This is a genomic window from Nocardiopsis alborubida (assembly GCF_012396365.1).
In the GTDB taxonomy this organism is placed as follows: domain Bacteria; phylum Actinomycetota; class Actinomycetes; order Streptosporangiales; family Streptosporangiaceae; genus Nocardiopsis; species Nocardiopsis alborubida.
In genome coordinates this window covers 1-14,919 of record NZ_JAAXPG010000036.1, presented here as the reverse complement: position 1 = coordinate 14,919, position 14,919 = coordinate 1, and the positions used below count along the sequence as shown (strand labels likewise).

The following is a 14,919-nucleotide window of genomic DNA, read 5'->3' as shown; positions in this document are numbered from 1 at the left end:
GGTCCCCGACCGCGGTCGCCCCCGCCAGCCTGGGCAGGGACGACCGCCGTCGTGCGCCGCTGCCCGGAACGGCACCCCTCACTCCCGGGTCAGGACCGCCACCGGGTACCGGTCGAGGACCTCGGCCAGGTGCGCCAGGGTGAGCCCGTCGGCGCTGTCGGGCGCCACGGTCCGGCCCGTGAGCCGTTCGGTCCACGCTCCCGGCCCCGAGGGCAGCGCCACGACCGTGTCCGCCCAGCCCCCCGCGTCGGCCAGCCCGATCGGCAGCCGGGTGGCGATCACCGCCAGGTCGGGCCGGTCGGCTCCGGCCGAGGTCCGCGCGAAGGCCAGGGCGTGCTCCCGGGCCGGACCGGAGGCGGTGAGCGGCAGGTACCCCGAGGGGCGCAGCTCGCGGCGCGCGCGCAGGCACGTGCGGACCAGGTGGAGCTTGGCCGCGCCGGTGGCGTCCAGCGGCGGGCGCCACCCGTCCTCGATCCGGGTCAGCAGGTCCGCGCGGGCCTGGTGGTCCACGGGCCTGCGGTTGTCGGGATCCACCAGGGACATGTCCCACAGCTCGGTGCCCTGGTACAGGTCCGGGACGCCCGGGCCCAGCAGCTGCACGGCCTTCTGGCCCAGGGAGTTGCTCCACCCGGCCTCGCGCACCGACTCCACCACGGAGATCACCTCGCCGCACAGGACCGTGTCGTCCAGCACCCGCGCGGGCCAGGAGCGGACGCGGTCCTCGAAGTCGGGGTCCGGCCCGGTCCAGGAGGTGCCCAGCCGCGCCTCCCGGGCGGCCTTGAGCAGGTAGTCGGCCAGGCGCTCCTCCCCGATCGGCCAGGCGCCGACCAGGGTCTGCCAGCCCAGCAGGTTGAGTGCGGGTTCGGGCAGGGCGCACCGCCCGGTCCAGCGGCGCACGGCCTCGGCGAAGGGCTCGGCCACCTCCGTGAGGGCGGCCAGTCGGGCGCGCACGTCCTCGGAGCGCTTGGTGTCGTGCGTGGACAGGGTGGTCATGGTGTGCGGCCGGGCGGCCTCGCGGCGGGCCGCGCCGTCGTGGAACTCCCGGGGTGCGACGGCGAAGTCGGCGGGGTCCCCGCCCACCTCGTTGAGGGCGACGAACCTGGTGGTGCGGTAGAAGGCGGTGTTCTCGGTGCCCATGGCCACGACCATCCCGCTGGTCTGCTGGATGCGCCGCGCGGCCTCGCCCCGGGGGTCGCGGCGCACCCGCAGGTCGACGGCCTCCAGGTCGTGGGCCAGGTCGGGGCGGCGCCCGGCGGCGGTCTCCACGGCCCGGGCCCAGTCGCGCTCCCCCTCGGGCAGGTAGGAGCGGTACACGTCGAAGGCGCACAGCAGCTCGGCGACGGCCTCCTCGCGGCGGCGCACCGCCTCGGGGGAGGGGGTCTCCCGTCCCCGGTCCGGGCGGGGCGGCAGCAGGGCGGCGATCCGCCGCACCTCGGCGCGCAGCAGCTCGGTGGCGGCGTGGCGGCGGGCCCGCAGGTCGGCCTCGTCGACGTCCACCTCCACTCCCTGGTCGAGGGCGAGGGTGGTGAGATCGGCCTCACCGGAGGGGTCGACGAACACCCCGCAGACCTCGCGCAGGGCGTCGTACCCGGTGGTCCCGGCGACCGGCCAGGACTGGGGCAGGCTCTCGCCGGGGGCGAGGACCTTCTCCACCACCACCCAGCCGCCGAAGCGCTCGGTGAGGCGGCGCAGGTAACCGCCGGGGTCGGTGAGCCCGTCCACGTGGTCCACCCGCAGCCCGTCGAGCTGGCCGAGTTCGGCCCAGCGCAGGATCTCGGCGTGGGTGGCGTCGAAGACGCCGGGTTCCTCCACCCGTACGGCGGCCAGCTCGCTGACGTCGAAGAACCGGCGGTAGGTGAGTTCGCTGTCGCCGCGCCGCCAGGACACCAGCCGGTAGTGCTGGCGCTCGTGCACCCGGTCGACCGGGTCGCCGGGCTCGTGGGTGCCGGGGGCGAGCGGGTAGCGCTTGTCGTGGTAGACCAGGCAGCCGTCGGCGAGGGCGAGGTCGGCCAGGGCGGCCCGCCCGCCGTCGCCGTCGTCGCCCAGTACGGGGATGAGCAGGGGCCCGGCGTCGAAGTCGATGTCGAAGCAGCGCGCGTACACCGAGTCCCGCCCGTGGGCGAGGACGTCCCACCACCAGCGGTTGGCGTCGGCGCGGACCACGGACAGGTGGTTGGGGACGATGTCGGCGACCACGCCCAGGCCCAGTTCGTGCGCCTTGGCGGCCAGGGCCTCGCGGGCGGCGTCCCCGCCCAGTTCGGGCGAGACCCGGGTGGGGTCGACCACGTCGTAGCCGTGCTGGGAGCCCGGCGCCGCGGCGAGTATGGGGGACAGGTAGACCGCCCCGGTTCCCAGGCGGTCCAGGTAGTCGAGCAGGTCCGCGGCGTCCTCAAGGGTGAACCCGGGGCGCAGTTGGAGGCGGTAGGTTGACGTCGGAGCGGTGGACGTGTCGTGCGTGCTCATCACGCACCTACCCGTGCCCGTACCGTCCGCGTGTCATGCACGCCGGTCCGTGTGAGCGCCGTGCCACAGGGGGTCGCCTTGGGGATGGCGGTCCGCCGATGGTTAAATTCTTCGGCGGTGCTCCATCACCAGCGACGACGCTCCCGTTCGGGGACGCGCGGCGGTGAACGCAGACCAGGACCACCGACACCGACGAAGGGGATAGAAGCAGTCGTGCTCCCGTCCAACAAGCGCACCAAGACCGGCGTCCTCCGCCACAGCGGAGCCTCCAGGGGGGCCGCGTCGGCCGCGCTGGCCGGCCTGCTGCTGGCAGTGACCGCCTGCGGCAGCGACCAGGCCGTTCCGGACAGCGCCGCGCCGGAGGTTCCCGAGGGCCTGGAGTGCTTCTCCGGCAGCCTCTCGGGAGCCGGTTCCAGCGCCCAGGAGAACGCGATGACGACCTGGATCGCCGGTTACCAGTCGGCCTGCGACGACGCGCGCGTCTACTACAACTCGATCGGTTCGGGCGGCGGGCGCAGCCAGTTCATCGACGGCGCGGTGGCCTTCGCCGGGACCGACGCGGCGATGGACCCGGACGAGAACGCCGACGCCAGGGAGCGGTGCGGCGGCTCGGACGTGGTCAACCTGCCCGCCTACGTGATCCCGATCGCGGTGGTGTTCAACCTGGAGGGCGTGGACTCGCTGAACCTGCGTCCGGAGACGCTGGCCAAGATCTTCAACCAGGAGATCACGCGCTGGAACGACCCCGAGATCGCCGAGGACAACCCGGACGCGGACCTGCCGGACATGGCGATCACCCCGGTCAACCGCTCCGACGACTCGGGAACCACGGAGAACTTCACCAACTACCTCGGCGCCGCGGCGGCCGACGCCTGGCCGCACGAGCCGAGCGGGCAGTGGCCGCTCACCCCGCGCGAGTCGGCGCAGGGCAACAGCGGTATCGCCGACACCGTCGAGCGCGCCGAGGGGTCCATCGGCTACGTGGAGATGTCGCACGTGCACGGCATGTCCACGGTGGACATCGGCGTCGGCGGCGAGTTCGTGGAGATCTCCCCCGAGGCCGCCGCCCAGGTGGTCGCCGAGTCCCCGCAGCGCGAGGACAACCCCAGCGAGTACGACCTGGCACTGGACCTGAACTACGGCACGACCGAGGCGGGCAGCTACCCGCTGGTCCTGGTCAGCTACGAGGTCGTGTGCCTGGACTACCCCGACGACGCCGAGGCCGAGCGGGTCAAGTCCTTCCTGCGCTACGTGGTGAGCCCGGAGGGTCAGTCGGCCGCCTCCGAGGAGACCGGGTCGGCTCCGGTCAGCGACGCCCTGCGCGAGCAGCTCCTGGAGTCGATCTCCGCCGTCAGCTGAGGGGTCGCTCGCTCGCACGGCGGTGAGGCGTCGAGGCGGTGAGCCCGGTTCCCGGTCGGGGACCGCGCGGCGGTGGCCCGGCGCGACCGGCCGCGCGGGGCGGCCCCGGGCCGCGCCGCACCAACGGGCAACGGATGCCACGGGCACGTCGCACAGGCGGCGTGCCCGTGGCACGTACGGCGTCCGGTACCTTGAGTACTGGCCGTGTCGCCCTCGGTCATCCTCGGGATGCGGGGCGTCCGGCGGGGTCCGCCCGCTCTCCTGGTCGATGTCTTCCCCCATCTGCCCGGTCGCGGTCGGACCCCGGGAGGCGGTCAACCGCGCTCGCGGCGCAGCCGCTGGCGGGCCCGCTCCCATCCCGAGCGCAGCCACCCGCCGGACCGCGCGGCGCCTGCTCCGGCACCCTCCCGCCCTGACCCGTGCTCCCCAGCCCCGGCCCGCGGAGGCGGGGCCGACACCTCCACCGGTTCGGGTTCGGTGCGCGGGGGCGGCGGTACCGAGCGGTACAGCGACAGGTCGGTCAGCGTCTCCTCCCCGGCGTGGATCCGGTAGCGGCCGTGCAGCGCGGCGACCACGTCGCCCAGGTCCTCGTCCTCCTCGCACACCCGCAGGGCCCGGGCCAGCGCGCGGGTGCGCCACAGCCGCACCCCGGCGTCGCGGGTGGGCGAGGCGGCCGGGAAGAGTTCGGTGAGTCCGGCGCGGGCGCGTTCGGCGCTGGCCAGCAGCCGGGACAGGGCCACCTGGCCCAGACCCCAGGAGACGGGGACCTGGAGCAGGAACGGTGAGGGGAAACCGGTGCGGGGCGCGGACGTGGCGAAGGAGATCCGGGGTTCTCGCAGGTAGTTGGCCTGGATCAACCGCAGGTCCAGGTGGGGTCCGCCGACGTCCCGCCGGGCCTGGCCGTCCACCGCCCGCAGCCGCCGCGTTCCGCGTACGGCCCCTTCCTCCTCGGCGCCCTCCCAGTCGGCGACCAAAGTGAGGGCCAGGTCGGTCTCGGCACTGTCCAGGAGCCGGTCCACGCAGCCGCGGACCAGGTCGTAGGGAGCACCGGAGACCTTGACCACGGCGTGCACGAGCGGGATGCGGCGCCGGTGGGCGGGTACCCGCTCGCGGTAGGCGTGCGGGTGCGGCATGAACTCGGCGAGGACCTCGGTGCGGAAGCGTTCGGAGGGCAGCCGGGTGCGCGCGGTGCCCGCGCGGCCCACGTGCCAGCCGGTGGCGGCGGGTTCGGGCAGCAGGACGGCGCCCGCCTGCCAGAGGCGGTAGCCGAACTCGGTGTCCTGGCCCAGGTCGAGGTCGGGGTCCACTCCCCCGGCGGCCTCGTAGAGGCTGCGGCGCACGGCCGCCGCCGCGCCGACGTAGGCGTGGAAGCCCAGGTGGTCGGCGTCGCGCAGGCCGTCACTCCCAGTGAGGACGCGTTCGACCCAGGCGTGGTGTCGGCCGGTGTCCAGGGTCCGGTGCAGGGCGTCGGTGCGGGCCAGGGCCAGAACGTCGGTGGGGCTCTGGGGCCCGGTGTCGGCGAAGCGGACCCGGCCGAGCGTGACGGCCTCTGCGTGGACGTGGTGCCAGCGCGCCTGGGCCTCGACGAACTCCCGGCACACCACCATGTCGGCGTCCATCCACAGCAGGACGTCGCCGGTGCTGGAGTGGGCGCCGTAGGCGCGGGCGTACCCGGCGCCCCAGCCGCCGTCGGGGACGGGCAGGACGCGGCAGTGCGCGGGGCGCAGGTCGGGCAGCCGCAGTGCCGGGGAGGAGTGGTCGTCCACGACCACGACCTCCATCAGGTCCTCGGGGTAGGTCTGCGCGGCCAGGGAGGCCAGGGCGAGGTCGAGGCGCCGCTGCCCGCCGCGCGCCGGGATGACGACGCTGACCCGCAGGTCGGGGGTCCAGCGCCCGATGTCGGGCGGTGTCAGCGCACTCCAGTCGTTGCGGAAGACGCGGGTGAGGACGCGTTCCACCCGGCCACGGTGAGACACTCCGTCAACATGGGACCCTACGTGCTTATTCAGTGACACATAGTAACCATACCCTCACTCGGCTCCACCGCGGAGGCCCTCGCCCATGTGTCAGGAAACGGGTCCGCCGCGAGCGGACCGGACACGCGCGGGGACGCGCCGCACGGGGTTCGGCGACGCGCCCCCGGCAGAAGGCGCGCGGTCAGCGGTCCTGGCCGCTTTGCGCCCTGAGCATCCGGACGCCGAGACAGACCGTTCCCACGACCAGCGCGGCCATCAGGAGCCAGACCAGGAGGCCGACCACCACGGACAGGACCCAGAAGAAGGCGATGACGACCGCGATCCCGGCCGCGATCCTGAACACGAGACGTCCCATGGGCGGAAGAATACGCGGGCCGCACCGCCGACCGGTACCCGCGTGCCCTCCCCCGCGCCGGGGGAGGGCACGTTGGCCCTCCCCCTCCGCCGTGGCCTTGCACCCATAGCGGGCCTCGACCACCGACATCGGCTACAAGTACAAGATCATCGCAGGTCAGAACCCTCAGGCCTCGCCGGTAACGGTTCCGGTCGCTCCACTAGCCGACGCGGACCGCGACGGTGAAGACGCTGTCCCAGTAGGCGGCCAGGGAGACCTCCTCCAGCGGCTTGGACGGGTTGGAGCCGTGGACCATGTTGCCGTTGCCGGAGTAGATCCCCACGTGGCTGGGCGAGGACTCGCTGTAGAAGAACAGCAGGTCCCCGGGCTGGACCTCGTCGCGCGAGACCCGGGTGCCGGCGTTGACCTGGTCGTAGGTCGTACGGGGCAGGTTGACCCCCGCCTGGGCCCACGCGGCCTGGACCAGGCCCGAGCAGTCGTAGCCGTCGGGGCCGGTACCGCCCCAGACGTAGGGCTTGCCGATCTGGGCGCGGGCGAAGTCCAGGACGGCCTGGACGTCGCCGGAGGCCGCGACGGCCTCGCCACCGCCGCCCGTGGAGGCCTCGGAGGCGGTCGGGTCCTGCCCGCCCAGGCTCTCCAGGACCTCGGACTGCTCGTCCAGGGCGGTCTCGCCCTCCTCCTGGGCCGTCTCGGCCTCGGAGAGCGCGGTGGAGGCGTCCTCCTCCGACTCGGCGGCCTGGTCGCGCAGGTCCTCGGCGCGCTCCACCTGGGCGACGTAGTCGTCCAGGACGGCGTCCTGTCCCGTGGACAGGAAGTTCAGGTCGGCGATGTTCTGCAGCGACGCGTCCGGGTCGCCGCCGAACAGGACCGTGAAGAGGCTGTGCGTGGACCCGGTGTAGGCGGTCTGGGCGATCCCGGCGACCGTGTCGGACATGGCCTCCAGTTCCTCCTGGGCCCTGGCGAGCTGCTCCTCGACCTCTTCGAGTTCGGCCTCGGCGGCCGCGTGGTCCTCCTCGGCCTGGTTGTAGGCCTCGTTCAGGGTCGAGAGCTCCTCCTGGAGCCGCTCGTAGCGTTCGCGGGCCTCCTCAGGGGTGGGCTCGGCGAAGGCGACGCCCGAGGACAGGACGACGGCGCCCAGGGTGGCGCAGCCGACCGTCGCGACACGGCGCCTGCTGCGCCTTCCGGGCTCGGGGTTGCGAGTCAAGGGACCGACTGCCTTTCTCCCACACCCGTCTACCAGCGCAGGGCATCCCGAGGACGCGCCGTGGCAAGGGCGCGTGGGATGCGGTGAGGGGGATCCCGGCGGGCGGCGCTCAAAGGGGCCGAGGGAGGTGTGCCGGCGTTCTGCGGTGGCCTCTGCTCCTGGGAAAGGACTGCTCGTGAGCGAGAGTGCAACGGAAACCGGACACCGTCACCCTGGTGGTGACTAACGGGGGCGTTCCGGCCTGAGGGAACACTAATCCACCACCAGGACCGGTCGCGACCCTTTCGTTACCTTCTCTTGGGCAACCCTCTGACCAGCGGTTCCATAACAAGAGACCCGGAAAGCCCGCCCGAGCGGCCATGGCGGGTCTTAGTTCTCCCCCTCGGAGCCACCTCAAAACAGAGCAATGTCCGCCAAAAAAGTGGCGTGTATCACGCGAACCACCGGAAGGGGGGCGGGGGCGACCCCCGCCCCGGCACACGTCACAGGTGGCGCTGCCACCAGTCCAGGACCGCCTCGAAGCGGGCGACGCGGTGGCTGGGCAGCCCCGAGCGCGACAGCTCGTGCCCCTCAGCGGGGAAGAGCAGCATCTCCGCCTCCTGGCCGCGCAGCTTCAACGCCACGAACAGACGCTGTGCCTGCTCCACCGGGCAGCGCCAGTCCTCCTCGGAGTGGATGATCAGGAACGGGACGTCGATCCGGTCGGCGTAGGTGAGCGGGCTCTCCTTGGCCCAGGCCTGCGGCGGCCCGTACAGCGGCCCGGGGAAGAACGAGCCGATGTCGGAGGAGCCGTGGAAGCTCTCGATGGCGTTGACCGCGCGCTCGCTGATCGCCGCCCGGAACCGCTCGCCGTGGTGGGCGGCGATCCAGGTGGTCATGAAACCGCCGTGCGAGCCGCCCATGACGCCCACCCGCGAGGAGTCCAGCCGCTCGTCCTCCAGCGCGGCGTCCAGGAAGGCCAGCACGTCGGTGGCGGTGGTCGCGCCCACCGAGCCGATGACGGCCCGGCCGTGCTCGTGCCCGTAGCCCGAGGAGCCGCGCGGGTTGCACATCACCACGGCGTACCCGGCCGCCGCGTAGACCTGCGTCTCGTCGAAGAGCTGGTGGCCGTACTGGGCGAAGGGACCGCCGTGGATCATCAACACCACCGGATGCGGACCCTCCCCCTCGGGCACGGTGACCCACCCGTGCACGGGGTAGCCGTCGGCGGTACGGGCCGTCAGCTCCGTCATCGGCAGGGGGTCCAGCGCACCGGCGAACCCCGTGAGCGCCCGGGTGCCCCCGTCGGCGACCAGGACCAGCTCACCGCTGCTGCGGCCGTCGGCGACCACCGCGACGGTGACGCCGCCCGCGCTGTCGAAGGACTGGACCTGCACCGGTCCGCCGACGACGGTCTCGGGCTCGCCGCCGGTGAAGGGCACCAGGACCAGGTCCACCGCGCCCCTGTTCTCCGCCAGGCCGAGCAGGCCGCGCCCGGTGACCCTGGGGCCCCCGGCCATCCGCGGGTTCTGGGCGGGGGTCAGCCGGACGGGCGCCGCCGAGGCGTCGGCGGGCACCGACCACAGGGCGCTGGTCTGGCCCACGAAGTCGTCGAGACCGGGGCCGAGCTCGTCACCGAGGAAGTAGACGGTGGCGCCGTCCTCGGAGAAGTCGCTCCGCGCGGCGTCCAGGTTCCCGGCGGTGACCCGGCGCGGCTCGGCGCCCTCCTCCGGCGCGCACGCCCACAGGTCCTCCACCAGGTCGGTGTCGCGGGTGGCGTGGCGTGCGGCGGCGAAGACCAGTTCGGTGCCGTCCGGTCTCCAGGACACGTGCCGGTGGTCGAAGTCGCCCCGGGTCACCCGGACCGGCTCCCCCGCCTCGCCCGAGGGGTCGAGGGGCGCGGAGACGAACACGTGCGCGCGCCGGTCGTTGCTGAAACCGAGGTCGTCCAGCCGGTACTTGAGCTGCGTGATGCGCCGGGGCGGCTCCTTGCCCGGTTCGCGGTCCACGTAGCGGTGGGGGTCGGGGACACGCGCGGTGTAGGCGATCCGGGTGGAGTCGGGGCTCCAGCGCGGAGCGCCCGCGCCCAGCGGGTGGGAGGTGATCTTCCAGGGCTCGCCGCCGTCGGCGGGCAGGACGTGGATCTGGGGGCGCTTGTCCTCGTCGGGGCGCAGGAAGGCGATCCACCGCCCGTCCGGGGAGAACACCGGGTCGTTGTCCCTGGTGCCCCGGGTGAGCCGGGAGGGCGGCGCGGAGCCGTCGGTGGGCACGGACCACAGGGAGCCCAGGTAGGCGTCCTCCTCCAGGTCCGGCCGGGTCACGGCGAAGACGGCGCGGCGGCCGTCGGGGGACAGGGTCGGCGCGCCGATGCTGTGCAGGTGGGCGATGTCAGCAGGTTTCATACACGGATGGCCGTCCCGGCGCGGGGAGCGCCGTGACCGCCCCCTCCTTTTCGCTTGGCGGTGGGACCGTCGTTCGGGGCCACCGCGTGCCGGGAACGGTCGGGCCGCGTCGGGCGCCGCCGTTCGAAGACGGGGGTCAGCGCTCCGGTCCGGAGAACACCCCAGAGGGACCTTATCCAGGCTTCTCGGCGGAAATCCAGGTGCTTTTCGTCCGGTGGAGCCCGTGCCCGCCGGGGCCGCGGGCGAACGGGAACACCCGCCCGCCCGCGGCCCCGGCGCGCGGCGGGTCTCACCCGGTCGGTTCGACCGGCATCCCGCCCCGGCGGCGCACGGCGCCGTCGGTCTCCAAGCGGGTGCACACCCACCGGCCGTCCTCCTCGCGCCGGGCGCGGAAGGCGAACACCCGGGAGCGGCGGTCGCAGCGGATCACGGCGTTGGCCTCCACCCCGTCGGCGTCCACGGGCTGGTGGTAGACCTGCGTCAGCCGCGGCGCCAGCTCGCAGGAGACCGTGCCCCGCAGACGGCGCAGCTCCTCGCGGACCGGGACGGTCACCTGGTCGCGCAGCGCCTCGGGTGCGCGGCGGCCGACCAGGACCTCCGCCATGCGCTGGGCCAGCAGGTGCACGGGGCCGGGCGTGCGGTGGCCCGCCAGGAGCGGGGACCCGCACCGGCGCACGGGCGCGTGGCGCGGGGGCAGGGGCGTGCGGGAGGGGGTGCGGACCGGGCGGTGGTACGCGGGCTCGCCGTGGGCGCACATGGGCCGGGGACAGGGGTGGCGGTGAGGGGTGTACGACATGAACAGGTCCCTTCCGGGAGGATGACGTTCCGCCTTCGCCCTGCACAGAGGCGCCGACACCTTGCCCGTGCCAGCTGGCATTCCAGGTTTCGGGATTTTCTCGCGGTCCCCGGCACAGGGCGCACAGCGGCCCGAAACCGGCATACTGCATGCGTGACTTCCGCCTACCTCTCCTCCCCCGTACCCGTGGCCCTCGCCCACCGCGGCGGGTGGCTCCTCGACGACCAGGGCGTGCGCCGCACCGAACTGGAGAACACGGCCGCGGCCTTCCAGTACGCCGTCGACCTCGGCTACACGTACCTGGAGACGGACGTGCACGCCACCAGCGACGGCGTCCTCATGGCCTTCCACGACCCCACCCTGGACCGCGCCACCGACATGAGCGGCGCGATCGGCGACCTGCCCCACCGAGAGGTGGCCCGCGCCCGGGTGGCCGGACGCGAGCCGGTCCCGGTGCTGGAGGACCTGCTGGGGACCTGGCCCGAGGCGCGGTTCAACATCGACGTCAAGGCCGACGCCGCCGTCCTGCCGCTGCGCGAGGCGCTGCGCCGCACCAACGCGTGGGACCGGGTGTGCGTGGGCTCCTTCGACCAGCGCCGCCTGGACCGGGCGCGGCGGCTGTTCGACCGGCCCGTCGCCACCTCCTGCGGCCCGCTGGACGTGGTCCGGCTGCGGTGCTCCTGCGTGTCGCCGCTGCTGCGCTCCCTGGCCAGCCGGGTTCCGGTGTGCGCGCAGATCCCGTTGCGCCACGGCACCTTCCCCCTGCTCAGCCGGGACCTGATCGCCACCGCGCACCGCATGGGCATGCAGGTGCACGTGTGGACCATCAACGAGCCCGGAACGATGGAGCGCCTGCTCGACGCGGGGGTGGACGGCATCGTCACCGACAACACGAGTGCCCTCAGGGAACTCCTCGTACGGCGGGGCCAGTGGCCTGGCCGCGCCTCCTCCACCGACATCCCCCGACGGAACGGATAGCCCCCATGGCCACCACACCTCCGGAGGCGGACGCCGCCGGCGCCCCCTCGGCCGACCCCGGGCAGCGCAGGCGCGAGCAGCGCGGCTGGTACCTCTACGACTGGGCCAACTCGGTGTTCACCACCTCGGTGGTCACCGTGCTCATCGGCCCGTACCTGAGCAACCTGGCGTGCGTGTCGGCCGGCGCCCCGGACGCCGCGTCCTGCCTGGACCCCGCGCTGTCCATCAGCCCGCTGGGGCTGGACTTCCTCTCGCTGCACCCCAACGCGCTCTATCCGGCACTGACCACGGTGGCGATCCTGCTCCAGATCCTGTGCCTGCCGGTCGTGGGGTCGATGGCCGACCACTCCCGGCACAAGAAGCGGTGGCTGCTCTGGCTGGCCGTCATCGGGTCGGCGTGCACGGTGGGGCTGTACTTCGCCACCGACGGCTACCTGGTGGCCTCGGTGCTGTTCGTACTGGCCAACCTGCTGTACGGGCTGGCGGGCGTGGTCTACAACGCGTTCCTGCCCGAGGTGGCCACGGCCGACGAACGCGACCGGGTGTCGGTCACCGGCTGGGGCGTCGGCTACCTGGGCGGGGCCCTGCTGCTGGCCGTCCACCTGGGCCTGGTGGTCGGCGCGCCGTCCCTGGGCCTGGGCACGGACGACGCCGCGCGCATCGCCTTCGCCTCCTGCGGCCTGTGGTGGGCGGGGTTCACCGTCCTGGCGCTCCGGCCGCTGCGCAACCGCTACGGCGCCCTGGCCGCGCGCGGCGGGGGCCGTCCGAAGGTGGGGCGGTCGCTGCGCCAGTTCGGGCACACGCTCAAGGACATGCGCAGGTACCCGAACACGATCCTTTTCCTTTTGGCGTTCATCCTGTTCAACGACGGCGTGCAGGCGGCCATCCGCTACGCGGCGCCTTTCGCCACCCAGGACCTGGGGCTGGACCAGAACGTTCTGATCGTCACCATCCTCATCATCCAGTTCGTGGCCTTCGGGGGAGCCCTCCTGACCGGTCGGGTCGCTCGGGTCCTGGGGACGAAGAACACCGTGCTGGCCACGCTCGCGGTGTGGAGCTCACTCGTGGCGGCGGCCTACTTCCTCCCGGTCGGGAACGTGCCGCTGTTCGTGGCCATGGGTGTGGGCATCGGCCTGGTGCTGGGCGGCACCCAGTCGCTGGCCAGGTCGCTGTACTCCCAGCTCATCCCCCGGGGACGCGAGGCGGAGTACTTCAGCCTGTACCAGATCTCGGACAAGGGGTCGAGCTTCCTGGGGTCGCTGACCGTGACCGTGGCCGTCTCGCTCACCGGCGGCTACCGGATGGCGATCCTGTCGCTGATCGTGTTCTTCGTCATCGGCGGCCTGCTGCTGTGGCGCACGCGCATGCGCGAGGGCATCCTCGCGGTGGGCAACGAGGTGCCGCGCAACCTGTAGACCGTTGGTGGGCGGATGTGTTCTGAGTCAGTGGTCGTAGGGGGTGCGGGGTTGAGGTGTTACGGGGTTGAGGTGTTACGGAGTTGAGGTGTTAGGGGGTAGCGGTGTTAGGGGGTCGCGGGCGTTGTTTCCCGCGGGCGACCACGTTTTCCACAGGTGGTGGTTGGGGGTGTACCGGGGTGGGGCGGGGATGGTTTCCTGGAAATAGGGGGGGTCCCACCCCTGTGCCTTTTGGTGTGCCCTCAAACACCCGCCCCCAAAGGGAGTAATGGATTGAGGGGCAGGGAGGGGCCGCCATCAGGTCTCTCCCCTACGCTGCTCTTGACGGGGGTTGTTGGCGGCAACGAAAGCGCACCCGCTGCCGCGAAAGGGCGAGGGTTTCAAGAAACGGTAGTCGTCCGGTGGGGGCGAGGGGCTCCGACGAAAAGCGGCACCAAAGGCGGGAGCGACTGGCTGAGGGCGACCAACGCCCGGGGTTCGGGGATGTTCGGGGTGGGCGACGGTGGCGCCAACGGCAGGCGGGTCCTCCAGCCTCGGATGGCGTCTTTGGTCCCTGTGGTCGGGGTGGGCGACGGCGGCACCCACGGCGAGGGATCATTTCTCCCGCGCCCTTTCTGGCGCCTTTCGGTTTGTCCCAATTGTGGCTTATCAATGAAGGACAAGCCTCCCGTGGGGGGAAATCCGGAAGGGCGGATAATTCGGTGCTGTGAATTCTGGCGCAATGGCTGCTGTTGGCTTATAATAAGAGGTATGGAGATGATGCTTGCAGCGCCCGACGCGGCCCCCGGGGTTTGTTCCCCGGCGGTGGCCGCGCTGGCCGGTGCGCGCGAGATCATCGACCAGGTGTTGGATGCCGAAGTGCCGCCGGGGGCGGACGAGGCCGCCGCCGAGGAAGTCGCCGCCCTGTGGGACCAGGTGGAGAGGATTCGCTACCAGGCGCTGGCCCGGATGGCTGGCCTGTACGCGCGCGGTGAGGTGGCCCGCTACAGCGGCTACGCCACGTTGGACAAGTGGCTCACCCACCAGTGCAAGGTGCCGACTGGTCAGGCCAAGGATTTGGCCCGTCTGGCCCAGCACGTGCACGAGGAGGCCCTGCCCGCCACCGTCCAGGCGGTACGGGAGGGCACTCTGGCCTTGGGTGAGGCGGTGGCGATTGCCAAGGTCACCGACAAAGCCGTCCAGACCCGCGATGAGGACCATTTCCCCGACGAGCAGGGCTACCGGGGCGGGTTTGAGTCGGCTCTGGTGGCGGCCAAGGCGGAGCGGCCCGCGTTGTCGGTCAACCAACTCCAGTCGGTGGCCCGCCAGGTCGCCTACCGTTTGGACCCGCACCGGTTGGACCGCGACCACGAGGCCGCCCACGCCGCCCGTGGCCTGGTCGTGCATGACACGTTCCAGGGCAGCTACCAACTCCAGGCCTGGGGCGGGGCCGGAGACGCGCTGATCGTGCGCGCCGCCATCGACACCTTCACCACCCCACCCGGAGAGGGCGAGGAACGGTCCCGGTCTCAGCGTGAGCATGACGCGCTCATCGCGGCGCTGCGTTTTGCCACCACCCACACCGGATGCACCCACACCCCCGCCCCGTTGGCGCAGATCCGCATCCTGGTGCCCGTGGAGACCTACCTGGACACCGAAGGCCAGGAAAGGCCCGCTCTGGACGAGAACGGCCGGGTAATCCCCGTCGGGCTGGTACACGAACTGGCTGGGGACTCCGAGGTGGTGCGGATGCTCACCGCACCCCCCACCGGACACGTGCTGGATGTGGCTCCCAGTCGCCGCCTGGCCTCCGCCCGACAGCGCACGGCCGCCTTCCACGGGCACAGCACGTGTGCGCACCCGGGCGGGTGCGAGGTGCCGGTGATCTGGTGCCAGGCCGACCACATCACCTCCTTCTCCCGGGGAGGACGCACCGAGGTCGCGAACCTGCAACCACTATGCGGCCCGCACAACCGGGCCAAGTACCAACGCGAACTCCGCACACACCAGCAG

The 14,919-nt window shown here is 72.5% G+C and carries 10 protein-coding genes; 4 read left to right on the top strand and 6 right to left on the bottom strand.

The window, feature by feature from the left end:
* Positions 1–78 precede the first annotated feature (78 nt).
* Complete coding sequence (treY, locus tag HGB44_RS27485; RefSeq protein ID WP_061083525.1) at positions 79–2,463, bottom strand: malto-oligosyltrehalose synthase; 2,385 nt, start codon at positions 2,461–2,463, stop codon at positions 79–81.
* Positions 2,464–2,676: 213 nt separating this feature from the next.
* On the opposite strand from treY, the gene pstS reads away from it, so the two are divergent.
* Positions 2,677–3,822, top strand: coding sequence for a phosphate ABC transporter substrate-binding protein PstS (pstS, locus tag HGB44_RS27480; RefSeq protein ID WP_061083526.1), 1,146 nt, complete (start codon positions 2,677–2,679; stop codon positions 3,820–3,822).
* Positions 3,823–4,136: 314 nt separating this feature from the next.
* Here the strand turns inward: pstS and HGB44_RS27475 are convergent, their stop codons facing one another.
* The 5 genes from HGB44_RS27475 to HGB44_RS27455 all read right to left on the bottom strand — a co-directional run bounded on the left by HGB44_RS27475 (position 4,137) and on the right by HGB44_RS27455 (position 10,534).
* Positions 4,137–5,780 carry a glycosyltransferase gene (locus tag HGB44_RS27475; protein WP_061083527.1) on the bottom strand — a complete coding sequence of 548 codons (1,644 nt, stop codon included), beginning with the start codon at positions 5,778–5,780 and terminating at the stop codon, positions 4,137–4,139.
* 199 nt (positions 5,781–5,979) lie between these two features.
* Positions 5,980–6,153: a hypothetical protein gene (locus HGB44_RS27470; RefSeq protein WP_168444174.1), complete on the bottom strand. Its 174-nt coding sequence runs from the start codon at positions 6,151–6,153 to the stop codon at positions 5,980–5,982.
* Positions 6,154–6,352: 199 nt separating this feature from the next.
* Positions 6,353–7,357: a C40 family peptidase gene (locus HGB44_RS27465; protein ID WP_061083528.1), complete on the bottom strand. Its 1,005-nt coding sequence runs from the start codon at positions 7,355–7,357 to the stop codon at positions 6,353–6,355.
* 482 nt (positions 7,358–7,839) lie between these two features.
* On the bottom strand, positions 7,840–9,738 hold the full coding sequence (locus HGB44_RS27460) for a S9 family peptidase (protein WP_061083529.1): 1,899 nt from the start codon (positions 9,736–9,738) through the stop codon (positions 7,840–7,842).
* 289 nt (positions 9,739–10,027) lie between these two features.
* Positions 10,028–10,534 carry an Rv3235 family protein gene (locus HGB44_RS27455; protein ID WP_061083530.1) on the bottom strand — a complete coding sequence of 169 codons (507 nt, stop codon included), beginning with the start codon at positions 10,532–10,534 and terminating at the stop codon, positions 10,028–10,030.
* A gap of 153 nt (positions 10,535–10,687) precedes the next feature.
* Here HGB44_RS27455 and HGB44_RS27450 point away from each other — a divergent pair, with 153 nt between their 5' ends.
* The 3 genes from HGB44_RS27450 to HGB44_RS27440 form a co-directional block, all read left to right on the top strand.
* Positions 10,688–11,512 carry a glycerophosphodiester phosphodiesterase gene (locus tag HGB44_RS27450; protein WP_061083531.1) on the top strand — a complete coding sequence of 275 codons (825 nt, stop codon included), beginning with the start codon at positions 10,688–10,690 and terminating at the stop codon, positions 11,510–11,512.
* A gap of 5 nt (positions 11,513–11,517) precedes the next feature.
* A complete protein-coding gene (locus tag HGB44_RS27445; RefSeq protein WP_061083532.1) occupies positions 11,518–12,927 on the top strand; it encodes an MFS transporter in 1,410 nt (469 codons plus the stop codon).
* A gap of 759 nt (positions 12,928–13,686) precedes the next feature.
* The coding region (locus HGB44_RS27440; RefSeq protein ID WP_168444178.1) for an HNH endonuclease signature motif containing protein at positions 13,687–14,919 on the top strand (1,233 nt) is incomplete at its 3' end.

Excerpts from the sequence above, each read along its gene's own strand:
- treY (WP_061083525.1), bottom strand. The coding sequence starts at position 2,463 with ATGAGCACGCACGACACGTCCACCGCTCCGACGTCAACCTACCGCCTC.
- HGB44_RS27470 (WP_168444174.1), bottom strand. The coding sequence starts at position 6,153 with ATGGGACGTCTCGTGTTCAGGATCGCGGCCGGGATCGCGGTCGTCATC.
- HGB44_RS27460 (WP_061083529.1), bottom strand. The coding sequence starts at position 9,738 with ATGAAACCTGCTGACATCGCCCACCTGCACAGCATCGGCGCGCCGACC.
- HGB44_RS27455 (WP_061083530.1), bottom strand. The coding sequence starts at position 10,534 with ATGTCGTACACCCCTCACCGCCACCCCTGTCCCCGGCCCATGTGCGCC.
- HGB44_RS27445 (WP_061083532.1), top strand. The coding sequence starts at position 11,518 with ATGGCCACCACACCTCCGGAGGCGGACGCCGCCGGCGCCCCCTCGGCC.